The organism is Cyclobacterium sp., assembly GCF_014762705.1.
Taxonomy (GTDB): domain Bacteria; phylum Bacteroidota; class Bacteroidia; order Cytophagales; family Cyclobacteriaceae; genus Cyclobacterium.
In genome coordinates this window covers 1-24,642 of the sequence record NZ_JABURL010000104.1, presented here as the reverse complement: position 1 = coordinate 24,642, position 24,642 = coordinate 1, and the positions used below count along the sequence as shown (strand labels likewise).

General features: G+C 46.6%; 19 protein-coding genes. 17 read left to right on the top strand and 2 right to left on the bottom strand.

The window, feature by feature from the left end:
• Positions 1–9 precede the first annotated feature (9 nt).
• The 3 genes from HUJ21_RS20470 to HUJ21_RS20460 all read left to right on the top strand — a co-directional run bounded on the left by HUJ21_RS20470 (position 10) and on the right by HUJ21_RS20460 (position 6,868).
• Positions 10–2,286 (top strand): neutral/alkaline non-lysosomal ceramidase N-terminal domain-containing protein, encoded by a 2,277-nt coding sequence (locus HUJ21_RS20470; RefSeq protein ID WP_291372437.1) that lies wholly within the window; start codon positions 10–12, stop codon positions 2,284–2,286.
• Positions 2,287–2,319: 33 nt separating this feature from the next.
• Entirely contained in the window at positions 2,320–5,370 is a 3,051-nt protein-coding gene (locus HUJ21_RS20465) for a PVC-type heme-binding CxxCH protein (protein ID WP_291372436.1), read from the top strand.
• A 325-nt stretch (positions 5,371–5,695) separates the two neighbouring features.
• Positions 5,696–6,868 carry a hypothetical protein gene (locus tag HUJ21_RS20460; protein WP_291372435.1) on the top strand — a complete coding sequence of 391 codons (1,173 nt, stop codon included), beginning with the start codon at positions 5,696–5,698 and terminating at the stop codon, positions 6,866–6,868.
• Positions 6,869–6,994: 126 nt separating this feature from the next.
• Here the strand turns inward: HUJ21_RS20460 and HUJ21_RS20455 are convergent, their stop codons facing one another.
• Positions 6,995–7,873: an AraC family transcriptional regulator gene (locus HUJ21_RS20455; protein ID WP_291372433.1), complete on the bottom strand. Its 879-nt coding sequence runs from the start codon at positions 7,871–7,873 to the stop codon at positions 6,995–6,997.
• A gap of 360 nt (positions 7,874–8,233) precedes the next feature.
• Here HUJ21_RS20455 and HUJ21_RS20450 point away from each other — a divergent pair, with 360 nt between their 5' ends.
• From HUJ21_RS20450 to HUJ21_RS20385, 14 genes are all read left to right on the top strand, one after another.
• Positions 8,234–9,202: a 3-hydroxyacyl-CoA dehydrogenase family protein gene (locus HUJ21_RS20450; protein ID WP_291372431.1), complete on the top strand. Its 969-nt coding sequence runs from the start codon at positions 8,234–8,236 to the stop codon at positions 9,200–9,202.
• A gap of 9 nt (positions 9,203–9,211) precedes the next feature.
• A complete protein-coding gene (locus HUJ21_RS20445) occupies positions 9,212–10,522 on the top strand; it encodes an aspartate aminotransferase family protein (RefSeq protein ID WP_291372430.1) in 1,311 nt (436 codons plus the stop codon).
• Positions 10,519–11,499: a 3-hydroxyacyl-CoA dehydrogenase NAD-binding domain-containing protein gene (locus tag HUJ21_RS20440; protein ID WP_291372429.1), complete on the top strand. Its 981-nt coding sequence runs from the start codon at positions 10,519–10,521 to the stop codon at positions 11,497–11,499. The genes HUJ21_RS20445 and HUJ21_RS20440 overlap by 4 nt, the downstream gene beginning before the upstream one ends.
• A 4-nt stretch (positions 11,500–11,503) precedes the next feature.
• Positions 11,504–12,241 (top strand): phytanoyl-CoA dioxygenase family protein, encoded by a 738-nt coding sequence (locus HUJ21_RS20435; protein WP_291372427.1) that lies wholly within the window; start codon positions 11,504–11,506, stop codon positions 12,239–12,241.
• Positions 12,241–14,757, top strand: coding sequence for a sodium:solute symporter (locus tag HUJ21_RS20430; protein WP_291372425.1), 2,517 nt, complete (start codon positions 12,241–12,243; stop codon positions 14,755–14,757). The genes HUJ21_RS20435 and HUJ21_RS20430 overlap by 1 nt, the downstream gene beginning before the upstream one ends.
• Positions 14,758–15,151: 394 nt before the next feature.
• Complete coding sequence (locus HUJ21_RS20425; RefSeq protein WP_291372423.1) at positions 15,152–16,435, top strand: exo-alpha-sialidase; 1,284 nt, start codon at positions 15,152–15,154, stop codon at positions 16,433–16,435.
• Positions 16,436–16,762: 327 nt separating this feature from the next.
• Positions 16,763–17,578, top strand: coding sequence for an aldolase/citrate lyase family protein (locus HUJ21_RS20420; protein ID WP_291372421.1), 816 nt, complete (start codon positions 16,763–16,765; stop codon positions 17,576–17,578).
• Positions 17,575–18,525 (top strand): aldo/keto reductase, encoded by a 951-nt coding sequence (locus HUJ21_RS20415; RefSeq protein WP_291372419.1) that lies wholly within the window; start codon positions 17,575–17,577, stop codon positions 18,523–18,525. Before HUJ21_RS20420 ends, HUJ21_RS20415 begins: the two co-directional genes overlap by 4 nt.
• A gap of 14 nt (positions 18,526–18,539) precedes the next feature.
• Entirely contained in the window at positions 18,540–19,460 is a 921-nt protein-coding gene (locus HUJ21_RS20410) for a Gfo/Idh/MocA family oxidoreductase (protein WP_291372417.1), read from the top strand.
• Position 19,461: 1 nt separating this feature from the next.
• Positions 19,462–20,238, top strand: coding sequence for an SDR family oxidoreductase (locus HUJ21_RS20405; protein ID WP_291372415.1), 777 nt, complete (start codon positions 19,462–19,464; stop codon positions 20,236–20,238).
• Between the two features lie 20 nt (positions 20,239–20,258).
• Positions 20,259–21,038, top strand: coding sequence for an SDR family oxidoreductase (locus tag HUJ21_RS20400; RefSeq protein ID WP_291372414.1), 780 nt, complete (start codon positions 20,259–20,261; stop codon positions 21,036–21,038).
• 31 nt (positions 21,039–21,069) lie between these two features.
• Complete coding sequence (locus HUJ21_RS20395) at positions 21,070–21,453, top strand: Rid family detoxifying hydrolase (protein ID WP_291372413.1); 384 nt, start codon at positions 21,070–21,072, stop codon at positions 21,451–21,453.
• Positions 21,454–21,455: 2 nt separating this feature from the next.
• A complete protein-coding gene (locus HUJ21_RS20390) occupies positions 21,456–22,544 on the top strand; it encodes a membrane dipeptidase (protein WP_291372411.1) in 1,089 nt (362 codons plus the stop codon).
• Between the two features lie 28 nt (positions 22,545–22,572).
• On the top strand, positions 22,573–23,940 hold the full coding sequence (locus HUJ21_RS20385) for a hypothetical protein (RefSeq protein WP_291372409.1): 1,368 nt from the start codon (positions 22,573–22,575) through the stop codon (positions 23,938–23,940).
• A gap of 85 nt (positions 23,941–24,025) precedes the next feature.
• Here HUJ21_RS20385 and HUJ21_RS20380 read toward each other — a convergent pair whose 3' ends face one another.
• Positions 24,026–24,448: a c-type cytochrome gene (locus HUJ21_RS20380; RefSeq protein ID WP_291372408.1), complete on the bottom strand. Its 423-nt coding sequence runs from the start codon at positions 24,446–24,448 to the stop codon at positions 24,026–24,028.
• Between the last annotated feature and the right edge of the window lie 194 nt (positions 24,449–24,642).

The following is a 24,642-nucleotide window of genomic DNA, read 5'->3' as shown; positions in this document are numbered from 1 at the left end:
TGGAAAATAATGAGGAAGCATAAAAAACCCAGAATAAACCAGCAACCTGATTTTTGTAGATTTTCAGTTCCTTTTCCAATTTTGGGACCAGGTTTAATTTTTGTCATCGGCTTTCAGCTGGCCTCATTTAACCTGGAAGCATATGGGCAGGAGAAAAACCCTGTCATAAAAGTTTTCCGGGCAGGGGCTGCCATGAGCATCATAACGCCTAAAATAGGCACTTCCATCAACGGAGGCTTCCAGGACCGGTCAGCACTCCATATCCATGACGATACCCATGCCAGAAGTCTGGTGTTGGATGATGGGATTACAAAACTGGCCATTGTTACCCTGGATGTGTGTATGGCCTACAGGGAGACCATCGATAATGCCAAACAAAGGGCCCATAAGTTTACTTCCATTCCGGTAGAAAACATGTTGATCTCAGCTACCCATACCCATTCCGGAGGAACGGCTTGTTCTGTATTTCAGAGCGATCCGGATCCGGCATACCTGGCATTTTTGGAGGAACGGGCTGCCGATGCCATTATCCGGGCCCACAATAACCTTGAGCCGGCAAGAATCGGCTGGGGTTTTGGTCATGAACCCAGCCAGGTGTTTAACCGAAGGTGGAAAATGAAGTCAGGAGCTGATAGGTCCAATCCCTTTGGGGGAGAGGATCAGGTGAAGATGAACCCCGGGATAGGGAATCCCGATTTGCTGGAACCTGCAGGCCCCATAGACCCACAGCTCCCGGTAATTGCTATTCAGTCTGCTGATGGACGTCCGCTTGCAATAATGTCCAATTACTCCCTGCATTATGTAGGCGGAACAGGAAATGGAGAAATATCTGCAGATTATTTTGGGATGTTCGCAGGAAAAATCAAACAAATGATAGGAGCAGACCATCAGGATCCTCCTTTTGTGGGGATGATGTCCAACGGCACAAGTGGTGATATTAATAATATCAATTTTGGAGGAGAAGCACCCGAACCCATGCCCCCATATGCCAAAATTGAAATGGTGGCCAATACCATCGCCGCCGAGGCCTTTAAAGTTTATCAAAACATCGAATATAAAAATTGGGTACCGTTGGCTGTAGCTCAAAAGGAAATTTCCCTCGGGGTAAGGAAGCCTTCAGCTGAGGAATTGCAAAGGGCAGAAAAGATCATATCAGATGCCAAAGGTCCCCAAATGCTTTCTCGGGAGGAAATCTATGCCAGAGAGACCATATTGATAAATGATTATCCGGAGCGGGAAAATATCCTTCTGCAGGCCATCCGGTTGGGGGAATTGGCCATCACGGCTATCCCCTGTGAGGTTTTTGTGGAGATTGGTTTGGAGATCAAAGAGAAGAGCCCCTTTGACCAGACTTTCAGCGTCTCCCTGGCCAATGGGTACCATGGGTACCTGCCTACTCCTGAACACCATGCCCTGGGGGGCTATGAAACCTGGAGGGCCAGGTCCAGTTACCTGGAGGAGGAGGCATCCATTAAGATTTCAGATAATCTACTGGATTTGCTGGGGCAATTAAAATCATCCCCTGCTACATCCAGGTATTCCCAACCCCTGAATGCCGATGAGCTGGATTTGGGTAAAACAGTAAAATTATTCAATGGCCAAAACCTGGAGGGTTGGTATACCTTTTTGAAAGATAGAGGGAAAAATAATGACCCCAGGGAAGTTTTCACAGTAAAAGACGGCATCATTCACATTTCCGGGGAGGAGTGGGGATGTATCACCACCGAAGAAGAATTTGAGGACTATAAATTGGTGGTGGAGTTTAAATGGGGTGGAGGAACCCACGAGCCCCGTCTGGAGAAAGCCAGGGACAGCGGGGTTTTGCTTCATTCTCAGGGTAAGGATGGAAATTATTCGGGTACCTGGATGAATTCCATTGAATGCCAGATCATCGAAGGCGGTACGGGAGATTTTATTGTGGTGGGAGACGGCACGGAGCAGTTTGCGATTACCTGTCCGGTAGCTCCTGAAAAAGTTGGGGGAGCCTTCGTTTACCAACCTGATGGGGACCCGGTTACCGTTCATGGCGGAAGGGTCAACTGGTTTGGAAGGGACCCTGAATGGAAGGATGAAATTGACTTTAGAGGGGTCAATGATGTGGAAAATCCAGTAGGCGAGTGGAATACATTGGAATGCCATGTTTTGGATGGAGAAATAACGGTTTACCTGAATGGGGTTTTGGTGAACAGGGCACTGGAAGTTAAACCCGCAAGAGGGAAAATTCAGATCCAATCCGAAGCTGCGGAAATGTTGGTGAGAAGAGTGGACCTCAATCCCATTTTATAGCGGTCCTGGATTTGATTTTACATAATTGAAGCTATGATTTCAGCCATCTATACCCTACTCCGTCGATTTCATTTGTGGTCTTTTATCCTGGTTATTGGTTTTTGGGCTTGTGAAACAAAGAATGATAAAGAAAATAATAAGGAGGAACTGGTTTTTGAATTGCAGGACGCTCCAGTAAACTCCCCCTTGTATGCCTATGCGGATTCGGCTGCACTCAAAGAAGCCATGGCCGGTTTTCAGTTGGAACCGGGCTTGGGAATTGAGTTAATTGCAGCAGAACCGCTGGTGGTTGATCCGGCGGCTTTTGCTTTTGATGAGCATGGTGTGCTGTATGTAGCGGAAAACCGGGGCTATCCGGACCCTGCAGAGGGAGGAAAGCCCACCCATCTGGGTAGAATTGCCAGGCTGGAAGACCGTGATGGCGATGGCAAATACGACCACAGGACCGAATTTGCGACGGGCCTCACCTATCCCAATGGGATCATGGTATGGAAAGGGGGTGTTTTTGTTACTTGTGCTCCCGATATTTTCTACCTTAAGGATACCGATGGTGATGGTATTGCCGATGAGAAAAAGGTGGTGCTTACCGGTTTCAATGCCGACAAAACAGCCCAAATCCGTACCAGTCATCCTAGCCTGGGAATGGATGGCTGGATTTATGTGAGCAGCGGCCTGAATGGTGGAAAGGTATATTCTCCAGAGCATCCGGACCGGGATACCGTCGTTTTTTCTCCCTCGGATGGTCGTTTTCATCCAGAAACCCTGGAATTTCAGACCACAGGAGGCAGAAGTCAATTTGGGTTGGCATTTGATGCTTTTGGCCGACGCTTCGGGACATCCAACAGGCATCCTTTGCAGCATGCGGTCATGGAACCCTGGTATTTGGAACGTAATCCCCATTTGCTGTTTAACCAGACCATTCAGGATGTTGCCAGCGCCGAAGCAGCGGCCACTGTCTATCCCATCAGCCAGGCCGTAACAACTGCTGACTTTATTCCAAAATTGATGGGGCTTTCCCATAAGGGTACATTTACTTCTGCCTGTGGTCCGGTAATTTATAATGGCACTGCATTAAAAGACGAACATTTGGGCAATGCCTTTATATGCGAACCAGCCCAAAACCTGGTACAAAGACAAGTCATGAGGCCTGAAAATGTATCTTTCCGATCCTCGCCTGCTTATGAAAACCGGGAGTTTTTGGCATCGGCTGACAGTTGGTTCAACCCTGTATTTCTTGCCCATGGGCCTGATGGTGCACTATACCTGGCCGATATGCATCGAAAAGTGATCGATCACCCCTCCTATGTACCGGAAACCGCCAGAGCAGGACTGGATTTTGAAAGTGGTAAAGACAAAGGCAGAATTTACAAGATCACAAAAAAAGATTTTATCCAAAACCGCAACCCTGGCGGAAATCTCATGGGATCCATATCCGGCAAGCAGGATTTGGTCAATTTATTGGCCTCAGAGGAAGAATGGGAAAGATCCACTGCTCATCGCTTGCTCCTGGAGCGATCGGATAAAAGTACAGTTCCCCTATTGAGCAAAATGGCTACCAATGGCAAAAGGGCTGAAGGCAGAGCAAGAGCATTGTGGCTTCTATATGGTCTGGAGGCTTTGGATTTTCCCTTGCTTCAGGAGGCCTTCAGGGATAAGGAAGCAGGTGTCAGGGAGCAGGCGGTATGGCTATCAGGAAAACTTTTGGGGAAATATCCGGATCTGATCCAACTATTGATCGCTGCTACTACTGATGGGGATATCCGGGTCAGGTATCTTTCAGCTTTGGAGTTGGGATCGGTGAAAGGAGAAAAAGTCATTCATTCCCTCGCCGGGGTAGCTGCACGGGATGGGGAGAACCCCTGGACAAGAGCAGCTGTATTGAGTGGGGTTGGGGGTCAGCTGTCCGCCTTTTTACAAAGTTTTCGAAAAATGGATCCCGTGGCCTATCCGGCTTTTCCATTGGTGATGCAGGATCTGGGGGAATTATTTGGGAATGCGGCCGATATTTCCGACTGCCGTGAGTTGTTGCATGATATGGTTACTTCGGAAGGAGATCTGGAGTGGAGGATGGCCACGGTCCTTGGCTTGTTGAACGGGCTGGAAGTAAGGGATGTGCAACTATCGGAAAAAGGACTTTTTTATGCGCTGGCCACAGCTACCTCCCAGGACCTGCGTATGGTAGCCATGAAGGATTTTATAGACCAGGTGGCCATAAGGGCTTTGGATGAAAAGGAGTCCATGGCCTCCAGAGTAGTGGCCACTGCCCTTCTGGGGTTCACCCCATTTGACTGGGTGAAAAATGAATTAAAGCAACTGCTGAACCCCGGAAACCCGGTGGAAATCCAACTTGAGGCAGTTAAGTCTCTTGGCAGACAAAATGATCCCGGGGCTGCTCTCCTATTGCTCTCCGGTGAAACCTGGGCCACCTATACTCCCCGGGTTAAATCTGCCGTGATTTCAGCAATGGTAGCCAGAAGGTCTACAGTGCTCCGGTTATTTGCAGCCATTGAGGAAAATGTTGTGAAACCGGCAGAGATTCCTTCCATGACAAGGCAGCGCCTGATGAATGATAAAAATAATAAAGTAAAGGTAAAAGCTGCTCTCCTTTTCAATGAGTTGGAAGCAGGAGGCCGGATGGCAGTATATGAAGCATATCTTGATGTACTGGACCATCCCGCTGAGCCTGGCCTGGGAAAGGTGGTTTTTGAAAAGACCTGTTCTTCCTGCCATTCCTATGCGGGTGTTGGTGCTGAAGTGGGCCCGGATCTCACCGGAGTTAAAAACCAACCTCTGGATGCATTGCTGCTGCATACCCTTGTACCCAATTATGAAGTGTTGCCGGCTTATCAGGCCGTTTCCATCAGCAGCAAAGATGGGCAATCCCTCTCCGGATGGATAGCGGCCGAGTCCGAAAACAGTATCACCCTTCGGACAGCTTTCGGTACCGATGAATCCATTTTAAGGGCTAACATTGAAACCATCCACCATTCAGGGCTTTCTCTGATGCCGGATGGTTTGGAGCAAACCATGACAAAAGAAGACATGGCCAACCTGATGACTTATCTTAAGTCGGGTGGGTTATGATTTTTTTTAAACTGAATATGGCAGGACCAGGCTAAGTTGTCGAAAAGTCTCATGTCCAATCCCTTCAACCTCCCTCAACTCCGTAACTGTGGTGCCTGAGCCTGTCGAAGGCCAATCTATTTCAACCTCCCATTGTTCAAAAACTCCCATTTTAAGAAAGAAGGCATCCTTAAAAAGTGGCGATATTTAAAAAAAATCGAAATCCGAAAATATATAATAAAAAATTAGTAAAATAACTGATAAACAAATTGTATAACTTAATAACAAGGTATATGTTTATTCATTCTATCTTTGTTTTAAATTTAACCTAAAAAGTTCCTCCAAAATGCATCATTTCATAGGAATACCAACCAAGTCGTGCAATCCTGGATTCTGGATCATTATAGCTTTGTGGGTCGTAATTTCTTGCAATAAAAGCAGTAATTCTGGAGAGGAAATAAATGATGGGACAACCTATTACCTGCAAAAGGTGGATTCTATCCATATTGACCGGGACAATGCCGTAAGGCTGCTAGACTTTCATCCATCAAAAAATCACTTTCTGGCCTATGAGCTGATCACCGAAGAATTTTTGATAGTAGATGAAAATGGTCGGATATTGGAAGCCTCTTACCTGGTAGGCGAGGGTCCCAACGAGTACAACAGCAGTCTGCTTGCGGCTTCCTTCAATCAGGAAGGTGGAGGATATTTTCTCCAGAGTTCAAATGAATTTTTGTGGTATAACCCGGATTGGGAGCTGGAAGAGAGGGTACGGTTTGCCTCCTCCATATTTATCCGTTTTTATTCGGGCCCCAGGTTAGAAGTTCCCTATTTTCGGTATGAGAACGACTCATTTCCTCATTTTTTCACCAATTTTTTTTCGGGAGTCAATAATGGTGTGCGGGGAATTGATGAGGGTAATGAGTCAGATTACCTGATCGAATTTTACAATCCCGGGAGAGAAAGTCTGGAATGGGGCCTCGCTAATGAAAAGGAGTTGTTGCCAGGGTTAATGGAAGCTGCTGGACCCGAACCGACCAAACCCACACAGGTTTTTGCCCTGGACAGAAAGACCAACCAGCTTTTTCTTACGTTTGAGCGATCTACCGAGATTGGGATTTATGATATCGCCTGGAATTTTGAATTGGAAGAAAGGCTAACATTTAAACACAACGATTTTTCGGTCATGAAAAATTCAAGAAATAAGAGCGTTTTTCAATTTGACGACGATCTCCTGGGAATTCTTTATTTTGAAGGACTTTCTGAGGCGGCTACCGAATCCAGAAAGACTGAGGATCCGGAATATTTTCCTTTCAGGGATACTGAATTGTACCACCTGATTATCCTTCAGGATGGGGTGCAGCTGGAAAAGGAGATTGCATTTCCAGAGGGCTGTGAACCTCTTGCTGAGATCCTTGCCTTGCCGGGCAGGCGATTGCTAATGAGGGACAGGTATAGGGGAGAGGATGAACCAACCTATTCCACCTATTCGATTTTTGAGTTAAAGTCAGATATTTAACCCGAATGATGCATTGAAATTTTGCCTACAGCTATCAGGCAGTTGATAAAACATTCAATAGGAAATAGCCCATTCCTATTAAATGAGATTCAAAAATAAAGGGCTTTAGCCCAAAATGAGGGCCCCTTATGCCACCTCCTGCATGTTGACCATTTTCCGAAAATGGGTGGGTGTCATTTTTTTATACTTTTTGAATTGCCGGTTAAAATTCGCCAGGTTGTTAAAACCACATTCGAAAGCCACTTCTACGATGTTCATGTCCGTTTCCGAAAGCATTCTACAGGCATGACCTAACCGGACCGTATGCAGGTATTCTACAAAAGTAATCCGGTATTGTTCCTTAAAGAAATTACAAAACGTGGTCACGGCCATATTGGCCATGGCAGCTGCTTCCGGTAAGGAGATGTCCTTGTCGAAATTTTTATGAATATAGGCTTTTATTTTATCCAGCCGGTCTGAGCCCTGGGGGTCAATCTGATTCAGGTAACCCGGACTGGCCAGCAGTTCATAGTCCCTGGTTTGGGAAAGGATATCAAATATGGAAAGCAAGCTGGATAAGCGCTGAATGCCATTCATATGTATCATTTCTTTCATCAAAACGTTAATTTGTTCTTTGGCTTTACCTTGTAAGGCCAGGCCCCGTTTTGACAATCTCAGGAAATTTTTCAAAGTTTCCATTTCAGGGATCTTCAGAAAATCTTCGCCCAAAAAATCTTTTTGAAAGTGAATCACAATGGCCTCCGCCTCATAGCCAGCCTGTCCGTTTACAAAATTGGGTTCATTGACCCAGACATGGGGCAGATAGGGACCCATGCATACCAAATCTCCCTCCTGGAAGTAGCCGATATGGTCACCCACCATCCTTCTACCCTGACTCTTGAGTACCAAAACCAACTCATACTCCGGGTGGTAATGCCAGGGACAGGGGAAATATTGCCCTTTTTCTTTAAACACTATAAAGGATTTATCGAAATCCTGGGGTAATCTTACTTCTATCGATTTCATAGGGTCCTTCTTTTGGCTTATTAATATAAAATAAAGTATGAATACATAAAAGGATAAGGTTTGTCATCTGAAAAATAGTACCATAAATATAAAGAATAGTAACAGTTGAAGTATGTTTTTACCATCACTTAATTTGAATGGATGTCAGTAATTTAAGAAAATGGCGCAACTTTTTAACCCATTTACTGCCAGCAATAATAAAATGCGGTTGATCCTTTATGAAAGATAGTACCAGCATTCCAAATAATATGAATAGTAAGTTTTCGATGTTCCTGATAATTTTGATTACATTTTAAACCATCCGCTAAGTGCAAATTCAATCATAGCAGGTATAATTTTTAAATTAATAAAAAGGTATTGATGAGGAAGCCAATGGATATTTCCGAAATAGAAACAGGAGTGGTAGGTTTGGGAATGATGGGCAGCAGTATCGCGGTGGCACTATGTATTGCAGGTCACCCGGTAAAAGCGGTGGCTCCTGTGAAAAATGAATTGGAAAATGCAAAAAAAACCATTGCCCAGCTGCTACAGCATGCAGCTGACAGTGGACTTTTGCAGCATTCCAAGCCTCATTATTGGAAAAGAATGACTCTTTCAGAGGATTATAGCATATTGCAAAACTGCCGGTTGGTTCAGGAGTGCGTGATTGAAGACAAAAATGCGAAAGCCCGCGTTTACCAAAAAATTGTAGACCAAACCAAAAGGGACACCGTGATTTCCAGCAACACATCTGCCATTCCGGTAAGTATTTTGCAGGATATGGTACCCGAACCCGGGCGTTTTTTGGGTATCCATTGGGCAGAACCGGCATACATGACCCGATTTATGGAAATTACCAAAGGAGAGAAAACAGCGGATAGCCATGCCAAATGGGTCTATGAATTGGCTCATTTGTGGGGGAAAGAACCTACCTTTTTGCAAAAGGATATCCGGGGATTTGTTACCAACCGCCTGATGTATGCCGTTTACCGGGAAATTTTCCATTTGATCGAATCCGGTGAAACCAGTATAGAAGACGCAGATAAAGCTTTCCGTTATGATGCCGGTTCATGGATGACTTTTATGGGGATATTTGAAAGGATGGATCAGATGGGATTATCCGATTTTAGGGAAACATTTCATCGGGTTTTTCCGAAATTGAGCAATACATCCAGGGTACCTGAAATGATGCAGGAAATGGTAGCGGGAAAGGTGAGAGGTGTTCAGCAAGCCAGGGGATTGTATGCCTATAGCCCCGAGGAGGCCAGGGCATGGGAAAATGCCTTTGCGAAATTCAATAAAGAGATTTACCACCTGGCAGATAATTACCAAAAAATAAAAAACGAATAAGGTTTTATTATGACAAAGTTTAGCTATTCATCATCTGCAGCCTGGCTGGAAAGGGCAAAAAAAGTACTGGCCGCAGGGGTTTCCTCCGAGTTTAGAAAATACAATCACCCCCATGCCCTTTTCTATACCCACGGCAAAGGCAGCAAAATCTATGATGTAGATGGCAACGAATACCTGGATTTCACCCTGAGCCAGGGTCCCCTGATCCTGGGGCATTCCCATCCGGAAGTGCTGAAGGCAGTTCACCGGGAATCTTTACAGGGGCAATTGTTTGCCGGGCAGCATGCCAAAGAAATTGAATTGGCAGAAAAACTGCAAGCAATAATCCCTGCTGCCGAGTTGATGCGTTTTTGCCTGGACGGCTCGGAAGCGGTACAAACTGCCCTGAGGGTGGCCCGGGCCAAAACCGGAAAGCAAAAGTTTTTACGCTTTGAAGGGCATTACCATGGCTGGCTGGATAACGTTTGCTTTGGTATTTCCAGCCCTTCACCGGAGGCCATGGGTCCCCGGGAGAGTCCCCAAATGCATCCCTGGACCCAGGGTTTGCCCGATGGTGCGAAGGAGGAAAGCTTTCTGTTGCCATGGAATGATTTGGATTTGGTTAAGCAGCATGTGGCAAAACACCATCAGGAAATAGCTGCCATTATAACAGAACCAGTCATGTGCAACAATGGCTGCATTCCTCCCAAAGAGGGATTCCTACAGGGGCTGAGAGCGTTGTGCAGCGATTATGGGATTGCCCTCATTTTTGATGAGGTCATTACCGGTTTTCGGCTGGGCCTGGGTGGGGCGCAGGCATTTTTTGGAGTCACACCGGACATGGCTGTTTTTGCCAAGGCCTTAGGGAGTGGATATCCCATCAGTGCCATTGTTGGTAAAAAGGAATGGATGGAGGAAATTTCTACCGCAAGGGTCATTCATGCCGGCACCATGAACACCGGAAATCCCACCGTGGCGGCTGCGCTTGCCACCATAAGCATTCTCGAAAGGGAGAATCCCTACCCCGCAATGTTTGCTCTGGGAGAAAGACTCAGGCAGGGCCTCCGCAAAATTGCCAAAGAAACCGGCCATCAGCTGTTGGTCTCCGGCATTGGCCCTGTGGTGCATACAGGTTTTACGAGCCAGGATAAAGCAGTAGATTTTCGGGATGTGCTCCAATTTGATAAAGCAAAATTAAAAATATTTGTTTCCCGCTTGCACGACCGCGGTCTGAGGGTCATTGGTCGCGGGCTCTGGTATATCAGCGCAGTACACACAGAGGAGGAAATTGATCAGGCCCTGGGGCTGGCCAGAGAAGTATTAACTGCACAAGACATATGAATTACCTGAAGTGTAAAGTGGCAGTAATTGGCGAGGGCAATATGATCCCCTCCGTGGTCTGTTGTCTGCTCAGGGCAGGGCATCAGGTAAAATCCTTTACTTCACGAGACCCTGCCGGTGAGGTGAGGCGGCTGGCGGAAATTGCCGGCTTTTCCTGTTTGGACAACGGCGAATGGGAGAAAAACGTTGACGGGCATCCCGAATTGGCTGACTACGCCATTGTGGTTGCCCTTACTCCGGAAAAAATGGAGGAAAAGGCTGCCATGCTGAGAAAGATTGAAAAAGTCGCCAATCAGGATACTTTAATAGCCCTGAATTCAGAAAGCATACCTCTGGACCAATTGCAGGACCAAATGCAGTTACCCTCAAGGTTAGTGGGTTTGAACTGGACTTATCCTGCACACCAAACCCTTTTTGCCGAGGTAATTTCCAATCAGCAGACTGATACCGAAATGACAGAAAACCTGATGACCCTTGTCCGTGCAACCTGGGATAAGGACCCCTACTTGTTGAAAAGGGGAATGGGGATTCGCAGTCGATTAATGGCTGCGATGGCCAGGGAAGCTTTTTTTCTTGTAGATCAGGGGTATGTAGAAGTAGCCGATATTGACCGGGCCTGTAGAAATGATCCGGGATATTACCTTCCTTTTGCCGGAAATTGCCGTTACATGGATCTGATGGGTACTTTTATTTACGGGATTGTCATGGAAGACCTCAATCCAGAATTGTCCAGGGCCGGGGAAATACCTGATCAATTCAATAGTTTGATGGACATAGCTCTCGATCAAGATAGGACTTCTCAGGGATTTTATACCCATACTGTTGATGAAAACGAAAAGCTGGAATTATCCTTTTTGGAATTCAGCAGGGAGATGAGAGGGCTTATGGACAGGTACCCTTTTCCCAAAGGGGATTATCCAGAAGAAGCGGGAGTTACCGCTAAACAAGAAAAAACCAACAATAACCACAAAAAATAAAAAAATGGATGCCTTAAAAATAAAAAGATCATTTGACGAAGATGGATACCTGCACATGCCCGGTTTTTTGACAAGGGAACAGGTAGCAGAAATCAACCAAAAGCTAAAGGCTTTCATAAAATCCAAAATTTCCAAACTGCCCTCTGAACACGTCAGGTTTGAAGCAAAAGGCGATCCATCAACTTTAAAAATGCTGCAGGACTTGCAGCTATACGATACCTTTTTTGCAGATATTCTCTTTGATAGTACCTTCACAAGGCTTGCTGAAGTACTACTTGAAGAAAAGGTAATCGGTAAAACTCTGGAGTATTTTAACAAACCTCCCAAAATAGGAAAAGCGACTCCTCCGCATCAGGATGGTTATTATTTTATGCTAAATCCAATGTCGGCGGTTACCATGTGGATGGCCCTGGAGGAGGTGGATCAGGTAAATGGCTGGGTAAGTTATGTGCGGGGTTCACACAAAAAGGGCATGCGGGACCATTCGCTCACCCAAACCCCCGGTTTTTCACAAGGTATTCCTGATTTTGGTTTGCCTTCAGATTTGGAAATTGAAGTGTTTTTTCCTGCGCAACCCGGAGACCTACTCGTACATCATGCCTTGACAATCCACCGGGCCAGCCCAAACACCAGTAGCAAAAGAAGCCGAAAGGCCTTGGGCCTGATTTATTTCGGTGATTCTGTCAAGGAGGATGTTGCTGCCAAAGCGGCCTATGTAAAAGCATTGAACCAAAGCAACTGATGACCTTAAAAAACCCAATTTCTGGCTGCCTGCTTTTTTTCTGGCTGCTTTTGGCTTTTGGCTGTAACAACAAAGGTACCATGCTCACTGATGCATTGAGGCAAAAAGCTGTACAGGAACTGGACAGTGTGGTGGAAAACCAGGAATCCTGGGTGAAGGTGCATGCAGCCGAATACAAAATTGGGTTGGGATACCCGGAGGGTGTAAAGGAGGCATTTTTGGAAGAGCAGCTGCAAAAGGGCTCCCAATCCCCTTACAGGATAGGAATTTGGCGTGTTTTGGCCCAATCCGATCCGGCTTTAGCCAACGAGTACCTGGAGAAAATCACCAAGGCTTTTCAGGACAGGCAGGGTACGGACAGGGTACATGCAGCCGAAACCATGGCCAAATTGGGTCAAAACCTGAACGAATGGGCCCCGGAGGCCACAAGGGAGGTAATGGCCGGTCCCATCAACTCGCTATATGTTTACACCCTCTGGAGCACGCTTCAGGGTACTGCGTCGGCAAATGGTGTTTCGGCATTGATGGAGTTGGCTCTGGACAGGGAATTGGGGGATCTTGTCCGCATGCAAGCGGCTTATGCCCTGAGAAATGAGGGAAATATTACTCAATGGAAGGAACTTGCAGCGGAAGCATTGGCACTGCCTGAGGGGAAAATGGAGAAGGTATACCTTTTGTCAGCGGCCTATATCCATGCACCTGTATCAGAAAAAGGAGGGGGAACCTGGAAATCAATAGGGGACGAATTGCTGGCCTATACGAATTCTCCAGGCAAAGCAGAGCGAATGGAAATGGCTATTGCACTGGGAAAGGGTGGCCTGCCGGAAGATTTAGCGGTATTGGTGGAGTTGCTGGAAAATAAATACCCCCTACTGGAGGAGGGGAAGAGAGATAATGCGATCATGAAACCGGAGGATCAGGCAGATATCAGAGCTACTGCTGCCTATAGTATATTGACCCTTGAACGGAGTCAGACATACAGCCTGGCATTTGGTGATTGGCTGGTGGTGCTGTGCTATCTGGGTGGCATGTTGGGTATCGGCTATTATTTTTCCAAAAAAAACAAAAATGAGAAAGACTATTTTTTGGGAGGAGGAAAGATGAATCCTGTCGCAGTTGGATTGTCCCTATTTGCCACCTTGTTAAGCTCCCTAAGCTACCTGTCCTATCCGGGGGAAATGGTAAAATATGGGCCGGTGATCCTATCCGGAATATTGGTGTTTCCTTTGGTGTATTATGTGGTGGGCTGGTTTTTGATTCCCAAATTCATGAAGCTGCGGGTCACCAGTGCCTATGAGATCCTGGAAATCAACCTGGGTGTCAGCATCCGTTTGCTGGCCACTTTCTTTTTCCTGTCCCTGCGTTTTCTCTGGATGGGTACCATAATTTTCATTACCGTTCATACTGCCATATTGGCCATTTTCGGATTTGATTCCAAATATACCCTTCTGATCAGTATTATGCTGATGGGGATAACCATATTTTACACTACCCTGGGAGGCCTGAAAGCGGTGGTTTTTACCGATGTGATCCAATCCGGCGTGTTGATGGGAGGAGCCATCCTTACCTTGCTGGTGGTCAGTTATTCCCTGGGATCTTTTACCTCCTGGATTCCCGGTGAATGGTTGGGGCACTGGGGAGAACTAAAATTAGGATTGGATGCCATGGAGCGGCTGACCATAGGCAATGCCCTGCTGACTACTTTTATTTGGTATGTGGCTTCCTCTGGCTCAGACCAGATGTCAATTCAGCGATTTTTGGCCACCGAAAATGTACAGACTGCCAGAAAAACCTTTGGGGTTTCCCTGCTCACCAACTTTGTTGTCCAATTTCTCCTTGGCCTGGTGGGGCTTGCTGTACTGGCTTATTTTATTGAATTTCCCCAATACCTGAGTCCAGGAGAAACCGTAGCCAGCCATGCCGACCAGTTGTTCCCTAAATTTATCCTGGTAGGCCTGCCTGTGGGTATTTCCGGCCTGGTGGCTGCAGGCATACTGGCAGCGGCCATGTCCAGTCTCTCTTCCGGACTGAACAGCACTTCTTCCGTAATTTCCGAAGACCTGATCAAAAGATTTACAAAAAATTACAAAGCCCCTAAAAACCAAATGTCAAGGGTGCGCAATCTTTCTTTCTTTGTGGGGATATTTGCCCTGTTCCTCAGCGTGTTGATCAGCAAGGTGGAGGGAAATCTGTACGATGTGATCGTCAAGGTGGTGAATTTATTTGTTTCACCTTTATTTGTCCTGTTTTTCATGGCCCTGTTTGTACCCTTTGCCACGGCCAGGGGCACCTTTGTGGGCGGGCTTCTCAGTGTAGCTGCCGCTGTGGCCATCTCATTTTATAAATTTATGGGCATTGAGGTACTTTTTATCCTGCCGGTATCGCTTATTGTAGGGGTGGTATCGGGATCCATTTTCAGTTATTTCGACCACAGGTTATTGGGAAACAAAGAGACCATGGCCAAAAGAAGCAGGGAAGCGGCTATTTTCAAAGACTCCAGAGAAATCCAACAATAGTGCGTAATGGAAAAGGGGAAGTTGCTAAACAGCCGGGTTTTCAAGGTTACCGCTTTGGTTTTAAGGCTTAGTAAAAAATAAATAACCAAGTGGTGGACAATTACTTTGATTGATTGAAAAGATGATTTTAGGTGATTCCGGAAAACTGCCTGAAGTAATCCACCGTGTTGCCAGAAGGGAATCAAGGAGAATAATTAATGCAAATATTGGGTTGAGCAAATAGGCCGGTCGGTTAGCCTAATTTTTCTTGTACATCCAATAGAATTAAAAACTAAATGAATTACCTTAGAATTTAATAACCCTGAAAAAGGCCTTGGAACAACTGCAACACAATCTTAGAGGTAAAGAATAAAAATTGTATTTTAACTTTTAAATCAAAATCCCGGAATACATTATGAACCATGCCAGCCCAAAAAGCCGAAGATCTTTTGTAAAGGACAGCCTGATCGCAGGAATAACACTTTCCGGTATGGCTCCGCTTTCCCTTTTTGCCAAAAAAGGCAGGTCTTCTCCAGGACAGGAGGCGCTGGATTACAGCCTGGACCTACAGGTTCCCACCCGTTTGTTTGATGGAGAAAAATGTTGGGTGCATCCCAGAGCAGGGGTCGTTCCTGATGCCGTAAAAGAGGGTATGCCACGCCTGGTGATGACGATGAATACCCTGGATCTTTCCGGGAGCGATGTGTTTAAAGGGATGTTTGGCATGCATTCGGATGATGGAGGGGCCAACTGGACAGCACCGGAAGCCCTGCCATCCCTGGCTCCCAGATTCGAACATGTGGAGGGAGAGGACCGACCCGTAGCAGCCAGTGATTTCTGGCCCACCTGGCACAAGGACAGCAAAACCCTATTGGGTACCGGGCATACCATTGTCTATACCAAGGACTGGAAAGTGGCCCACCCAAGACCCCGCCATACCGCATTTGCCGTATATGATGCGGAACGAAACCTTTGGTCAGATTGGGAGAAATTGTACATGGGAGACAATGAAAAATTTCAAAATGCGGGCGCAGGTTGCGTGCAGCGGTGGGATGAACCTGATGGCAACATCCTTTTGCCCATTTATTTTACGCCCCCGGGAAGCAATTCTCACGTAACGGTAACCCGATGTGCTTTTGACGGGAAAGTGCTCCGATTTTTGGAACAAGGCAATGACTTGTCCATTGCCGATGATAGCAGGGGGCTGCACGAACCCTCGCTGACACACTTTCAGGGTAAATATTACCTGACCATCCGGAACGACAATCAGGGGTTTGTTACCCAAAGTGATGATGGCTTGTATTACGCTCCTATTCAGCCCTGGAAATTCGATGATGGGACGGATTTGGGCAATTACAATACCCAGCAGCACTGGGTGGTGCATAGCGAAGCACTATACCTGGTCTATACCCGCCGTGGGGCAGGCAATGACCATGTGTTCCGACACCGGGCACCGCTCTTTATGGCCAGGGTAGATCCCGAAAAGCTGGAGGTGATTCGCCATACCGAAAAGATCCTGGTTCCCGAAAGGGGAGCGCGACTGGGTAATTTCGGAGTGACTGCAGTTAGCCCGGATGAAACCTGGGTAACGGTATCGGAATGGATGCAGCCTGAGGGAGTGGAAAAGCAGGGCAGCGATGGCAGCGTCTATGTGGCCAAAATCCGCTGGAACCGCCCCAATGCCTTATTTAGCCGGTAAATTTGCGTAAGCGGTATTCTGCTTGAATTCAAACACCTCAAATGTAACCAATCAACGCCCTGAAAAAAAATTGAAAAATTAACTATTCCCAGATTTAAACTCCTTGGACTTCAACTTGCCGAAATAGATATTAAATATCCGCCAGTTAATTGGGAATTGAAGTATGAGGCAGGCAAGGCCGATTTTTTTTATTCATGTCAATCTGGTAATTTGGAGTTCAGACAGGTCCTTGTCCTTTCCGGATTGGAAAAAAAGTACCAGCTTTCCAGATAAAAGTAATAGTTATGGCGTAGCTACAGCCTTACATTTGATCAAGCAAAAACCTATATGACTATATCCATGAAACCCAGCCTGGTCCTGCAAAAATTGCGGTCCGGCGAAAATGTGGCTTGTTTTAAAGTAAATCTGGCCGATGCCCGGGTAGTAGAAATCGCTGCCCTGGCCGGCTTTGACTGCATCTGGCTGGATCAGGAGCACATAGGGCAGGACTGGTCTATACTTGCTGCACAGATTTGGGCGGCCAAATCTCAAAATAAGGATACCCTGGTGAGGGTGTGCAGGGGAAGTTACAGTGATTATGTCAAGCCCCTGGAAATGGATGCCACGGGAATCATGGTGCCTCATGTGATGAATGTGGCAGATGCCCGAAAGGTGGTGGGCATGACCCGGTTTCATCCATTGGGCATGCGGGCCATTGATGGAGGCAATGCTGATGGGGCATATACTGCTGCTGATTTCAAGCAATACCTGAAGGATGCCAATCAGCAACGTTTTGTTATCCTTCAGATTGAGGATCCTGAAGCGCTGGAAGGATTGGAAGATATTGCCCGCCTTGAGGGTTACGACATGCTTTTTTTTGGCCCCGGAGATTTTAGCCAGGCCATAGGCGCTCCTGGAGAAATGAATCATCCTGAGATTGTTTCCGCCAGGAAAAAGGTAGTGGAGGTGGCACTGAAATACGGGAAATTTGCCGGTACCACCGGAACCCCGGACAAAGTACGTACCTATCAGGCCATGGGCTATCAGTTTATCAGCATTGGTGCCGACGTTATCGCCCTGACACAATATTGTAAGGGGCTGTTGACTGGCTTCAAGGATGAGGAACAGAAAGGTGGTCCTGCTGATCAATATTACAAAGCATGAGATACAACCTACTTGGAAATACCGGTATCTCAGTTTCCGAAATAGCATTTGGCGGGGTGGAAATTGGCTTGCCTTATGGACCAGGCATCCGCAATGAAAAGGAAATGCTGAACGAAAAGGAGGCCGTACATTTGCTGAGAAATGCCTTGGATCAGGGCATCAATTTCTTTGATACAGCCAGGATGTATGGAAAGAGTGAAGAACTGATGGGAGAGGCCTTCCGGGGAATCAGGAAAGAGGTAGTGCTTTGTTCCAAGTGCCGGCACCTGCGGGACGCTTCAGGGCGGCTGCCTGATCCGGAGAAATTGGCTGATTTGATCCACCAATCTCTCGAAGAAAGCCTGAAGGCCCTGCGTACGGATTACCTGGATGTTTGGATGTTGCACCAGGCAGATTTGGAAATCCTGCAGCACGAAACTGTTTGCCGGGTATTCCAGGATATTCAAAAAAAAGGATGGGCAAGGAGCATTGGAGCGTCTACCTATTCGGTATCCGAATCCGAGACGGCCATCCGGTCTGGAATCTGGCAGGTAGTGCAGTTGCCCTTCAACTTGCTGGACCAAAGGCAATCTGCAGTTTTTGGATTGGCAGGGGATCAGAGAGTAGGGCTGGTGGCCAGGTCTGTCCTGCTGCGTGGCATGTTGACGCGACGGGGCGTTCATATGCAAGCTCCGCTGGCCGAAATAGAAAGGCACATATCCAAATACAGGAATCTGGCTGCAAGTCACCACATGGAACTGCCGGAATATGCCACTCGCTTTGTGCTGGCTCAGCCACAGTTTGCCGCTGTATTGGTCGGCATTGACAAACAGGAATACCTGGATAGGGCAGTGGAAACGGCTGATATGGAGTTGATTTCAGAGTCTTTGCTCGAAGGGGCGATACCTTTTCCTGATCCGGAATTTATTGATATTCCCTTTTGGGACCGTATGGGTTGGTTGGAATAATTTAAATGATCACTATGTTGAATATTGGAATGATCGGCATGAGCCCAGGGAATGCTCATCCTTATTCCTGGTCTGCCATAATTAATGGGGAATTTGACCGGGAGCGCATTTCGGAGGCTGGCTATCCTGCAGTTGGAGACTACCTTCAGGCCAATCTGGATACCCTGGGCATTCCGGGAGCAAGAGTAAGTCATGTTTGGACCCAGGACCTGAAGATCAGTACGGATATTGCCAGGCATTCGGGTATTTCCCATGTGGTAGACCAAATGGAATCCATGATAGGAGAGGTAGATGCGGTAATCCTGGCCAGGGATGACCCCGAAAACCATGTGTATATGGCCAAGCCCTTTTTGGAAGCTGGTATTCCCCTATTTATTGATAAACCGCTGGCATTTACATGGGAAGACCTGGCCTATTTTCAGGATCACCATCAATCCGGTAAATTCCTGATGTCTTGTTCTTCCATGCGCTATGCCCAGGAATGCCGGACGATCAAAACAGAGATCAAGTCTTTGGGTGAACTGCATTTGGTCACAGCTGTGGGCAAAAAGGACTGGAAAAAGTATGGCGTTCACCTTCTGGAAGCCTTGTTTGCCACCCTGGATGATCCCAGGCCATTATGGGTACAGCATGTGGGCGAGAAAGACAAAGATATTGTGGTCATTGGATTTGCCAATGGCCTGAAAACCACGGTCCATCTGTTTCAGGGTATTTGCGGGACTTTTCAGCTTTCTTTTTTTGGTACAAATGGATGGCGCCTGGTGGAAATAAAAAATTCATATGCCATGTTTCGGGACAACCTGGTCGAATTTATCCGGTCGGTGGAATCCGGCGCATCCAGGCTAGATTTCAATAAAACCAAGGCCATCATTCAAACGGTAATTGGTGCTCAGGAAAGTTTTGAAAATGGAGGAAAAAAAATTTCATTGAACTAATATGCATATCAAGGATTTATTAAACCTGAAGGGGAAGGTAATTGTGGTTACGGGAGGATCCGGATTATATGGAAAATGTCTGGTAGAAGGCATGGCGGAAGCTGGGGGTACAGTCATTACCACGTCCAGAAACCTGCAGTCTGCAGAAAAAACTGCTGCCCTATTTCAAAGCAGGAGCCTGGACGTAAGATCCATGGAACTGGACCAGTCTGATCCCGGATCGGTAAAACAATTTGCTGCTGATTTGAAAGAAAAGTACGAGAGGTTGGATGTATTTGTAAACAATGCCGTATCTCGTCCCATGAAGGGCTATAATGGCCCTTTGGAGCAGTTTGCCGAATCGATGCGGGTGAATGCTACCGGTATGGTGGATTTGCTGCGGACCATGATCGAAAACATCATAGCTTCTGGTGGCGGATCCGTCATCAGCATAAGCTCCATGATGGGGATGAAAGGCCCTGACCTTTCCAATTATGAAGGGACGGATATGGGTGATTTACCTCCGGATTATTTCTTCCACAATGCCGGGCTGATTAACCTCAGCCGTTACCTGGCAAAAATCCATGCGGGGAAAAACATCCGATTCAATTGTATTTCCCCGGGAGGCCTGTTTAACCATCAGCCACAGGCCTTTTTGGACAATTATTGTAAAAAAGTACCTCTGGGCAGGATGGCCAACAATGATGACATCAAAGGTCTTGCGGTATTATTGGCTTCCGACGCAGGGGCATACATCAATGGGGAAAATATCCTGATGGATGGGGGGCTCAATGCTTAGACAATAATTCAAAAGCTGCGATGAAAGATCAATTCGGATTGAAGGGCAAATGGATTTGGGTAATAGGTGGTGCAGGTTACCTTGGGGTAGCTGTAATGAAACGGCTGACCGAATTGGGTGCAAAGGTGATTTGCGCAGACCTGGAGAGTAAAGCCTTTAAGCTGGGTGAAGAACATGGTTTTGCAGACAAAATGGTTCCGGAAACCCTGGATATAGGAAATGAATGTGCCCTTATGGAATTTATTGCTACACAAATCAAAAAGCACGGCCCTCCGGATGGCCTCGTCAACCTGGCTTATGCTTCTACGGCCAAAAAAATAGAGGACCTTTCTGGTGAAGAATTTGATGCGGTAAATCATTCGGGCCTTACGGCTAATTTTATCTTGGGAAAAGAAATGGGCAAGGCCATGGCAGCCCATGGGGGCGGAAGCGTAGTATTTTTTGGCAGCATGTATGGAATGGTGGTTCCTGACCCCAAATTATATGATGCGCCCATGAATCCCAACCCCATAGAATATGGGGTGGGAAAGGCAGGCATTATTCAAATGACCAAATACCTGGCCATGTACTATGGGCTTCAAAATGTCCGCTTCAACTGTATTTCGCCTGGTCCTTTCCCCAATTTGGAGGTAAAGAAAAAATATCCGGAATTTATTGCAAAGCTGGAAAAGAAAACCTTTTTACAGAGAACAGGCGATGCCAATGAGGTATCAGGACCTGTTGCTTTTCTGCTGTCTGATATTTCTTCTTTCATTACGGGACATAACCTGGTGGTGGATGGAGGTTGGACAGGATGGTAAAATTTATATTTAACAGAGAAATCAAATGACCATGAAAAAAATTATTCATCCAAAACGGGATCAGGGTTTTGATACCGGTGCTTATTCTGATGCAATATTAGTAGACGGATTTCTTTTTGTCAGCGGCCAGGCATCAGTGGATTTTGAAACCTCCAAATTCAAATTGGGGACCATTGAAGAGGAGACCACCCAAACCCTGGAAAACATCAAGGCCATCATAGAAGCCGCTGGTGGCAACATGGCCGATATTGTAAAATGTACGGTTCATTTGGCAGATATCAAGGAATTCGACCGTTATAACAAGGTCTATGGCTCTTATTTCCAAGAAATCAAACCAGCACGGATAACTGTACAATCCGTGCTGGCCGAGGGCTTGAAAGTGGAAATTGACTGTATTGCAAAAATTCCTGCGTAAGTATGGGTAAACACCTGATCATTGATGCACACCTGGACCTGGCCATGAATGCCATAGAATGGAACCGAGACTTGCGCCTACCGCTTGCTGAAATCCGGAAAGCGGAAATGCACATGCCGGATAAACCGGATCGGGGGAAGGGGACAGTATGCCTTCCTGAACTGAGAAAGGGTAGAATTGGGATTGTAGTGGCCACCCAATTGGCGAGGTATTCCCCGCCGGATTCTTCATTGGCAGGCTGGAATTCTCCCCAGCAGGCCTGGGCCATGACCCAAGCACAATTGGCCTGGTACCGGGAAATGGAAGCCCTGGGAGAAATGAAACAAATCACCAACAGGGCAGAGCTTGACCAGATGGTGGACCTGTGGAATGACGACTCCCAATCGGATGAGAACAAACCCATTGGGTATTTACTTAACCTGGAAGGCGCAGATTCACTGGTGGATGTTTCTTACCTGGAAAAAGCCCATGCCTATGGCTTAAGGGCACTTGGGCTTTCCCATTTTGGACCTGGTAGATATGCTCCCGGAACCAAAACGGAAGGGCCTCTCAGCTCCCTGGGAAAAGACCTGCTGAAAGCCATGGAGAATTACCAATTGATCCTGGATGTCACCCATCTGACCGATCAGGGTTTTGATCAGGTCTTGAACAGCTATGGGGGACCCATTTGGGCAAGCCACCATAACGTGCGAAAAATTGTACCCAACCAAAGGCAGTTGACCGATGAACAGATCAAGCGGTTGGTGGAAAGGGGGGCGGTAATAGGAGGGATGCTGGACTGCTGGGCCATGGACATCCGTTTTATTGATACAGTATCCGATCCCTGGCAACTAGATATCAGATTGGAGCAGTTGGTAGACCACTGGGACCATATATGCCAGTTGGCGGGGGACAGCCTGCATATTGGAATAGGAAGTGACCTGGATGGGATATTCGGTACCGAACAGTCCCCCTGGGACATGAATTCCATCGCCGACCTTCAAAAATTTGAAGCCATTTTGACGGGGAGAGGTTATAGTGAAGGGGACATCAAAAATATATTTCATGGCAATTGGCTTCGTTTTCTTCGAAAATCCCTGCCCGAAACCTGATAGTAAAAACACGATAAACCTAATTCTGATGAATCCTTATCAATTTTTGGCAGGAGCAGCCATGGTGGATACTACCCCATCTTTAGGTACTGTCATCAATGGTGATTTTATAACCCATTATGCCCAGCGCATAAATGACCCGCTTCATGCGAAGGCCCTTGTATTAACAAATGCTCAGACATCGCTTGTCCTGGTGGTGGTAGATATCTGTGTAATGGGCAAAGCGCTTTTGGATAAGACCAAAGATATCATTCACCAAGAGTTGGGTATTCCACCGGAAAATGTGTTGATCAGCAGTACCCATACCCATGCAGCAGGTGCTGTGGAAGAAGTCCATATGGTACCTGCGGACCTCGTGTACCGCAATGCACTGCCCGAATTGATCGCCCAATCGGTGGTAAAAGCCAGGGAAAACCTTCAACCTGCTCAGTTGGCCTTTGGTACTGTTCAGGCACCCGAGCATGTTCTTTGCAGGAGGTATTGGATGGAGGAGCAGTACACTCCGATGAATCCGGTCACCGGAACGGCAGATCAAATCAAAACCAACCCCTTTGGGCTGGAGGATCAAATCAAAAGTCCCGTGAACAATCCGGATCCTGAATTGGCTTTTTTGGCGGTAAAGTCAATGGAAGGTCAATGGATCAGTATTTTGGGAAATTACTCGCTTCATTATGTGGGGGATTGGGAACCGGGTACTATTTCAGCAGATTATTTTGGAATTTTTGGTGAGGCCCTTCGCGAAAAGCTTCAGGCCGGAAAGGAATTTGTCGGGATGATGAGCAATGGAACCAGTGGCGATATAAATAACTGGAATTTTAGGGGGAAACAGGAGAGTGGTTTTGAAAATTTGGCCAAAAGTCGACGGATAGGATATGACCTGGCAGAAAAAGTATTGGGGGAATTGGGGACCCTAAAATGGGAGGTAAATCCCATGTTGGGCAGTACATATGCCGAAATCAGCCATCCCAGGAGAATGCCGTCCGATTCGGAAATCAGGTCAGCTAAAGAAATTTTGGAGAAGGGAGGTTTGGAAGGTTTGCAGCCGGACCGGGAAGGATGGCGAAAACTCTATGCCCGCGAGCAGCTACTGCTCAAGGGCTACGACAAAAAAGCAAAATGTCCTATTCAGGTACTGCATATCGGTCAGGGGAAAATAGGTGCCCTTCCCGGCGAGTTTTTTGCTGAAACAGGCTTAAAAATCAAATCAACGATTGATTTCCCCTATTTCACCATTTGCCTTGCCAATGATAATATAGGCTATGTGCCACCAGCGCATGAACTGGAAAGAGGTGGCTACGAAACCTGGCGTTGCAGGATCAGTAACTTATCCAAAGAAGCAGAAGCAAGCATTAGGCAGCAGCTGGTACAAATGGTAAAAGGGAAAACTGGAATTTGAGCATCAGTTCAGATGGTACCGAAGGCTTTCCTGGTGCTTTTGGTGGGGGCAATGGTGATTAGTTCGCCATTACCTTTGTTTAATACTACTTCAATGAAAGCACATAATAGACCATGGTCTGGGCATCTTCAAATTTGAGATCAGGATGGGGACTCATGATAGGATTGCCCCAGGAGCCAAAACCGCCTGAAATGACCTTTCTGGCCAGCATGTCCACATAGGCAGGCTGAACCGGGTACCTTTGGGCGATATCTCTGAAAGCGGGTCCCTTGGCTTTGGTGTCCACCCGGTGACAGTCTGCACATCCTGAATAGGCTACCAGTACTTCTCCTTTTGCTACCACCTCATCTGGAATTTGCTCACTTTTTCCTTCTATTTTTCGGATATAATCTTTTTTTGGTGACTTATTTTCTTCTTGAGTAGGAGCATTTTTCTGACAGCCTACCAACAATACTGAGACCAGCAATGAGGTTAATAATGGAAAAAGGACATACTTTGGAGAAATCATATGCAAATCTAATAAAAAAGATAAAAAAGTCTTAATTTGTTGTTAGAAAATCGTTTCCTCCGTTTTTTTTTGCAAAAAGCAGGTTGTTGAGGAATGAAAAAAAACTTCAAAATTTTCGAAGGAAGAAAAATCACTAACTTTTATTGATTAAGTAATACAGAATACCTAGCTTCTGGAACTATTTTAAAACACGC